Consider the following 7005-nt stretch of genomic DNA (forward strand, 5'->3'; position numbering starts at 1 on the left):
AAGCTTAAAGGGGGAGACAATGTTGAACCAATTGATAAAAAAAGCAGCTGTCCTAGGATCTGGAGTAATGGGCTCAGGAATTGCTGCCCACCTAGCAAATATCGGTATTCCAACATTATTATTGGATATTGTGCCACGTGAATTAACCAAGGAAGAAGAAGCAAAAGGGCTGTCATTAACGGACAAACAAGTACGTAATCGGATCAGTGCAGCAAATATCCAAAAATTATTGAAGCAAAAGCCGGCACCCTTGGCAGTGAAAAAGAACCTTTCCCTTATTGAAGCAGGCAATCTGGAAGACGATTTAGTCAAACTGAAAGATGTTGACTGGGTCATCGAAGTAGTGGTCGAAAACCTCAATGTCAAAAAGCAGGTTTTTGAAAAAGTCGATCAATACCGGAAAGCTGGCAGTATTATCAGCTCCAATACCTCAGGAATTTCCGTGGAAGCGATGGTGGAAGGCCGTTCTGACGATTTTAAAAGGCATTTCCTTGGAACCCATTTCTTTAACCCGCCGCGCTACCTAAAATTATTAGAAGTGATTCCAACACAACACACTGACCCGGAAGTTCTCTCCTTCATGAAAACCTTTGGTGAAGACGTGTTAGGAAAAGGCGTTGTCGTCGCTAAGGATACACCAAACTTTATTGCTAACCGGATTGGGACGTATGGCCTTCTTGTCACAGTGCAAGAAATGCTAAAAGCCGGTTTAAGTGTTGGCGAAGTCGATTCCATCACTGGACCATTGATTGGTCGCGCAAAAAGTGCCACCTTCCGTACCCTCGATGTGGTGGGATTGGATACCTTCTATCATGTTGCCGGAAATGTGTACGAACAAGTGGAAGGCAAAGAGAAGGAAGTTTTTGCAGTTCCAGCTTTCTTAAAAGCGATGGTTGAAAAAGGCTGGCTTGGAAGTAAGTCCGGACAAGGGTTCTTTTTGAAAAAAGGAAAAGAAATTCTTGAGCTGGATCCAGCTACATTAGAATACGGCCCGCGGAAAAAGCTATCCACGCCTGCAGTCGAGTTAGCCAAGCAGGAAAAAGGTACGGAGAATAAATTGAAAGCGCTTGTTTACACAAGTGACAAGGCTGGACAATTTTTATGGAATACCTTCACAGCGTCTTTTGTCTATTCCGCACAGCTATTAGGTAAAATTGCCGACGATATCGTTTCAATTGACCGCGCGATGAAGTGGGGCTTTGGCTGGGAAATGGGTCCTTTCGAAGCATGGGATGCCATCGGTGTAGAAAAATCGGTTCAAAAAATGAAGGAAGCCGGTGTGGAAGTTCCAGTATGGGTTACTGAAATGCTGGAAAAAGGAAATTCTTCTTTCTATATAGAGGAAAATGGCGAGCTGTTCTTCTATCATGACGGCCAATATAGACTTGTGGAATATAATCCAAAGGCCATCGACCTTAAAAAAATCAAGAAACAAAAAGGTGTTATTAAAAAGAACAGCGGAGCGAGTTTAATTGATCTTGGTGATGGTGTCGCCCTGTTAGAATTCCATTCACCAAACAATGCAATTGGTCTCGATATCGTGCAAATGATTAATTTTGCTGTGGATGAAGTGGAGAAAAATTATAAAGGTCTTGTCATCGGAAACCAAGGAAAGAACTTCTGTGTCGGTGCGAACCTGGCAATGATGTTAATGGAAGTACAGGATGACAATATTTATGAGCTTGATCTGATTGTCCGCCACCTTCACAGTGCATTGCTGAAGGTGAAATACAGCTCTAAGCCGGTTATCGCTGCACCATTTGGGATGACACTTGGCGGCGGTGCAGAGGTTTGCCTGCCGGCAGCACACATTCAGGCGTCAGCCGAAACGTATATGGGCCTTGTCGAAGTCGGTGTTGGCTTACTTCCAGGCGGAGGTGGTAACAAAGAGCTTTACATGAAGCACCTAGAAAACCTTCCAAACGGTGTTCCATTTGATTTGCAAAATGTGGCCAACAAAGTATTTGAAACGATCGCCATGGCCAAGGTTTCTACATCTGCTGAAGAAGCAAGGGAAAATAATTTCCTTGATTCATCTGATGGAATCAGCTCCAATAGCGACCATCAGATCTATGATGCGAAACAAGCCGTCCTTGCCTTATCAGAACAAGGGTATAAACCAAAAGTGCGCAGAAAAGTTCCGGTGGTTGGGGAAACTGGCTATGCTACCTTGTTGCTTGGTGCTGAAGCAATGCGCTTATCCGGCTTTATTTCTGAGCATGATTTAAAAATTGCCAAGAAAATTGCCTATGTCATTGCCGGCGGTAAGGTCCCGTTTGGAACAGAAGTAGATGAGCAATATTTATTAGACCTGGAAAGAGAGGCTTTCCTAAGCCTGATTGCAGAGCCAAAATCACAGCAGCGGATGCAGCATATGCTTGTGAAGGGCAAACCGTTAAGAAACTAACAATAGTATAGGGTCGAACCATCTGACAAAAACAATGGGTCCGACCCTTTTGAAAAAAATAGATTCGTATTTTTCAAATATGAGAGAAAGCGAGGGAACTTGCATGAGAGAAGCGGTAATCGTTGCCGGAGCTCGTACCCCGGTTGGTAAGGCAAAGAAAGGAACGCTTGCCCATGTTCGTCCTGATGACTTGGGAGCTTTGGTTGTTAAAGAAACATTAAAACGTGCTGGAAATTATGAAGGAAATATTGATGATTTAATTATCGGCTGTGCGATGCCGGAAGCTGAACAAGGAAATAATATGGCCCGAAATATTGGGGCATTGGCAGGACTTCCATATACTGTCCCTGCGATCACCATAAATCGTTTCTGTTCATCTGGTTTACAGGCCATCGCCTATGCAGCCCAAGGGATTATGCTTGGACATACAGATACAGCAATTGCCGGCGGTGCGGAATCGATGAGTTTGATTCCAATGATGGGCCATGTCGTTCGTCCGAATATTAAACTAGCCGAAACAGCACCGCAATATTATATGGGAATGGGACATACAGCGGAGCAAGTTGCGCAGAAATACGGCATTTCCCGAGAGGATCAGGATGCTTTTGCAGTCAGGAGCCATCAGCGTGCTGCCAAAGCGATTGCAGAAGGCAAATTTGTTGATGAAATTGTGCCAGTTGATGTAACGATTCGTACTGTTGGTAATGACAATAAACTTGTTGAAAAAACAATTCAATTTTCACAAGACGAAGGAGTTCGTCCGGATACAAACTTACAGACTCTCGCGAAACTTCGCCCAGCCTTCTCGGTAACCGGTTCGGTAACGGCAGGTAATGCCTCGCAAACAAGTGACGGGGCTGCAGCTGTGATGGTGATGGACCGTGAAAAGGCAGAAGCACTTGGCTTAAAACCATTAGCAAAATTCAGATCGTTTGCAGTTGGCGGCGTACCGCCTGAAATTATGGGTGTCGGCCCAGTTGTCGCCATTCCAAAAGCAATTAAGCTTGCTGGCTTAGAGCTTTCTGATATTAATTTGTTCGAATTGAATGAAGCGTTTGCCTCACAATCCCTTCAAGTCATTCGTGAATTAGGTCTTAATGAAGAAATCGTTAACGTCAACGGAGGAGCGATTGCTCTAGGTCACCCGCTTGGATGTACAGGTGCAAAATTAACTTTAAGCCTCATCCATGAGTTAAAGCGCCGAAATGAACAATTTGGTGTCGTCACGATGTGTATCGGCGGCGGTATGGGTGCTGCCGGAGTATTTGAACTGCTATAAAACAAGCATGGGGCTTTCGTTTCCGGCCCCATGAAAAAAGATTAGGAGGAATTTTTCATGACTGAAACTAAAAAAATCGTAATAGGCGGAAGCTTTTTAATCGAGGATTTATCATATGAGGATATTTTTACACCGGAAGATTTTTCTGAAGAGCATTTAATGATTGCCCAGACAGCGGCAGACTTTGTTGAAAAGGAAGTTGCCCCACAGCTGGAAAATTTAGAAAACCATGAATTTGATCGTACGGTTAAGCTTTTAAAGAAAATGGGTGAACTTGGATTATTAGCCGTGGACGTTCCGGAAGAGTTTGACGGTTTAGGCTTAGATAAGGTGACCTCATCGGTTATTACAGAGAAAATGTCCGGGGCCGGCGGTTTTTCTCTATCATATGGAGCCCACGTTGGAATTGGGTCGCTGCCAATCGTTTTATTCGGAAATGATGAGCAAAAGAAAAACTATTTACCTGCCCTTGCCTCAGGTGAAAAGATTGCTGCCTATGCCCTAACAGAGCCAGGTTCCGGTTCAGATGCCCTTGGTGCGAGAACAACGGCAAAATTAAATGTAGCAGGCACTCACTATATTTTAAACGGTGAAAAGCAATGGATCACAAATGCAGGCTTTGCTGATGTATTTGTTGTGTATGCAAAGATTGACGGCGAACACTTTACAGCATTTATTGTGGAACGAGATTATCCAGGTGTTTCCACTGGTGCAGAAGAGAAGAAAATGGGAATTAAGAGTTCCTCCACACGTACGCTTATTTTAGAGGATGTAGCCGTACCTGTTGAAAACTTATTGGGTGAATATGGCAAAGGTCATGTTATCGCCTTTAACATTTTAAACATTGGGCGCTACAAATTAGCAGTTGGCGGTGTCGGCGGCTCTAAAAAGGCATTTGAAATGACAGTAAAATATGCTAACGGCCGCAAACAATTCAAAACACCGATTTCGTCGTTCAATTTAACAAAAGAAAAATTTGGTACCATGGCATCGAAAATTTATGCGGCAGAAAGCTCTGTCTATCGGACAATTGGTTTGTATGAAGACAACCAAGGCAAGCTCTCTACCGAAGATGCGAAGGATCTTAAGAAGGTTGCGGGCTCCATTGCAGAGTATGCCATTGAATGCTCGGTTAATAAATTCTTCGCAAGTGAAGTATTATCATACGTTGTGGACGAAGGTGTACAAATTCATGGCGGCTATGGCTTCATGCAAGAATATCCAATTGAAAGAGCGTATCGCGATGCACGGATTAACCGCATTTTCGAAGGCACAAACGAAATTAACCGCCTTCTTGTTCCTGGAACCCTTGTGAAAAAGGCGATTAAAGGTGAGTTGCCATTATTCCAAAAAGCCATGGCGCTTCAAGAGGAACTGATGATGCTCATGCCTGAAGAGCCTGGTGACGAGCCGCTTGCACAAGAAAAATACCTTGTAAAAAATGCGAAAAAGATTGCTTTACTGTCAGCTGGCTTAGCGGCACAAAAATTTGGCAAGGCCCTTGAAAGAGAGCAAGAAGTGTTAGCCAATATTGCTGACATTGTCTCAGCTGTTTACGCAATGGAATCTGTTGTTTTACGTACAGAAAAGTCCATCGCCAAAGACGGATTAGAAAAGAGCAAGCAAAAACTTCTTTATACACAAATTTTCTGTCAGGAAGCATTCAATGAAATTGAAGCTACTGCGAAAGAAACTCTCGTTGCAGTGGAACAGGGTGACACACTTCGTATGATGCTGTCTTCACTTCGCAAATTTACGCGTCATACCCCAATCAACGTGATTGCGAAAAAACGTGAAGCAGCAGATGTAGTAATCGAAGCTGAACGCTATACTGTTTAATTAACTAGGGCTCCCTTCCAATTTGAAGGGGGTCTATTTTTTTTGAAAAATAATTATCGCAATATGGAAGGATTTTTACGAAATTAGTCGAATTTTTGATATGGAGAACTTTTTAGGCCTACTGTTAGGATTTTAAAAAACGTTATGGTAATATTTTATTGACGCGATTACATTTTAGTAAAAGGCGGTGAAACAAGTGTCTCTGACTTTTTACTGGTATCCGAAATGCGGGACATGCCGGAACGCAAAGAAATGGCTGGATGCCCATCAGCTTTCCTATGAAGAAATACATATTGTTGAACAGCCTCCAACACGCGAACAATTGCAGGCATTTTATCAAAAAAGCGGCTTGGAGTTAAAGAAATTTTTTAATACAAGCGGTTTAAAATATCGGGAATTAGGGATAAAGGATAAAATGAAGTCTGCAACTGAAGATGAACTGCTTGAACTGCTTGCATCTGACGGAATGTTGATCAAACGGCCGATTTTAACGGATGGAGAACGTGTTACAGTTGGCTTTAAAGAAGAAGAGTATGAGAAAATGTGGCTTTAAGCATGCTCTTTACTAATGGAAATCGATATATTTCGATGATAGATTTTAGAAAAAACAATGGAGGGATTTGAGCTAATGAGCACACCAAAAGAATTACGTTATTCAGAGGAACACGAATGGGTAAAGGTTGAAGGGGAAAGAGTGCGCGTTGGGATTACCGATTTTGCACAGCATGAATTAGGAGATATCGTTTTCGTTGAGCTTCCAGAAGTCGGCGATGAAGTATCCGCAGACGAGCCATTTGGCAGTGTTGAATCTGTTAAAACTGTTTCTGAGCTTTACGCACCAGTCAGCGGTAAAATTGTGGAAGTAAACGAAGATTTAAGCGACAGCCCTGAATTCGTAAATGAATCACCATACGAAAAAGCATGGATGATTGTTGTAGAGCTTTCTGATTCAAGCGAATTAGACAAGCTGATGACTGCTGAACAATACGAAGAAATGACAAAGGAAGACTAATCATATATGAAAAAGCACCTTGTATGAAGTGACCCCTAAAAGTTAGACACGGTTATTTCATCAGGCAGCTTGCTCAAAATGGGTTCGGTATTGCACCGGACTCATTTTGAGTTTTGCCTTTATCCGTTTCGTATTATAGTATTCAATATATTTTTCTAGTTCAATTTTAAAATGATCAACACTTTCAAACTCGTTAAAATAGAGAAACTCTGACTTCATAATGCCAAAGAAGTTTTCCATTATGGAGTTGTCATAACAGTTTCCTTTACGAGACATACTTTGTCTAATTCCTCTTGAATGAAGTGCATAGCAGTATTGTTTCATTTGGTAGTGCCAACCTTGATCGGAATGCATCAAAAGCTGATGGTCTTCTGGCAAGCGGTCTAATGCCTTCATTAACATCTCTGAGACAAGTGAGTAGGTTGGTCTAGAACCAATCGTATACGTAATGATTTCCCCATTAAATAA

General features: G+C 42.4%; 6 protein-coding genes. 5 read left to right on the top strand and 1 reads right to left on the bottom strand.

The features are described 5' to 3' along the window. Positions 1 to 19: 19 nt before the first annotated feature. The 5 genes from ACIQXV_RS20005 to gcvH all read left to right on the top strand — a co-directional run bounded on the left by ACIQXV_RS20005 (position 20) and on the right by gcvH (position 6537). The gene (locus ACIQXV_RS20005; protein WP_402961455.1) at positions 20 to 2407 is read left to right on the top strand and encodes a 3-hydroxyacyl-CoA dehydrogenase/enoyl-CoA hydratase family protein; all 2388 of its coding nucleotides are present in this window, start codon (positions 20 to 22) and stop codon (positions 2405 to 2407) included. Positions 2408 to 2510: 103 nt separating this feature from the next. Next, on the top strand, positions 2511 to 3686 hold the full coding sequence (locus ACIQXV_RS20010) for an acetyl-CoA C-acetyltransferase (RefSeq protein ID WP_402961457.1): 1176 nt from the start codon (positions 2511 to 2513) through the stop codon (positions 3684 to 3686). Between the two features lie 57 nt (positions 3687 to 3743). After that, positions 3744 to 5525: an acyl-CoA dehydrogenase family protein gene (locus ACIQXV_RS20015; RefSeq protein WP_402961459.1), complete on the top strand. Its 1782-nt coding sequence runs from the start codon at positions 3744 to 3746 to the stop codon at positions 5523 to 5525. A gap of 196 nt (positions 5526 to 5721) precedes the next feature. Then, positions 5722 to 6078, top strand: coding sequence for an arsenate reductase family protein (locus ACIQXV_RS20020; RefSeq protein WP_402961461.1), 357 nt, complete (start codon positions 5722 to 5724; stop codon positions 6076 to 6078). Positions 6079 to 6153: 75 nt separating this feature from the next. Beyond that, on the top strand, positions 6154 to 6537 hold the full coding sequence (gene gcvH / locus ACIQXV_RS20025) for a glycine cleavage system protein GcvH (protein ID WP_402961463.1): 384 nt from the start codon (positions 6154 to 6156) through the stop codon (positions 6535 to 6537). Between the two features lie 60 nt (positions 6538 to 6597). Here gcvH and ACIQXV_RS20030 read toward each other — a convergent pair. Next, on the bottom strand, positions 6598 to 7005 hold a 408-nt coding region (locus tag ACIQXV_RS20030), incomplete at its 5' end, for an IS3 family transposase (RefSeq protein WP_402961465.1).

Origin of the sequence: Neobacillus sp. NPDC097160 (genome assembly GCF_044762155.1) — a bacterium.
Lineage (GTDB): Bacteria > Bacillota > Bacilli > Bacillales > Cytobacillaceae > Neobacillus.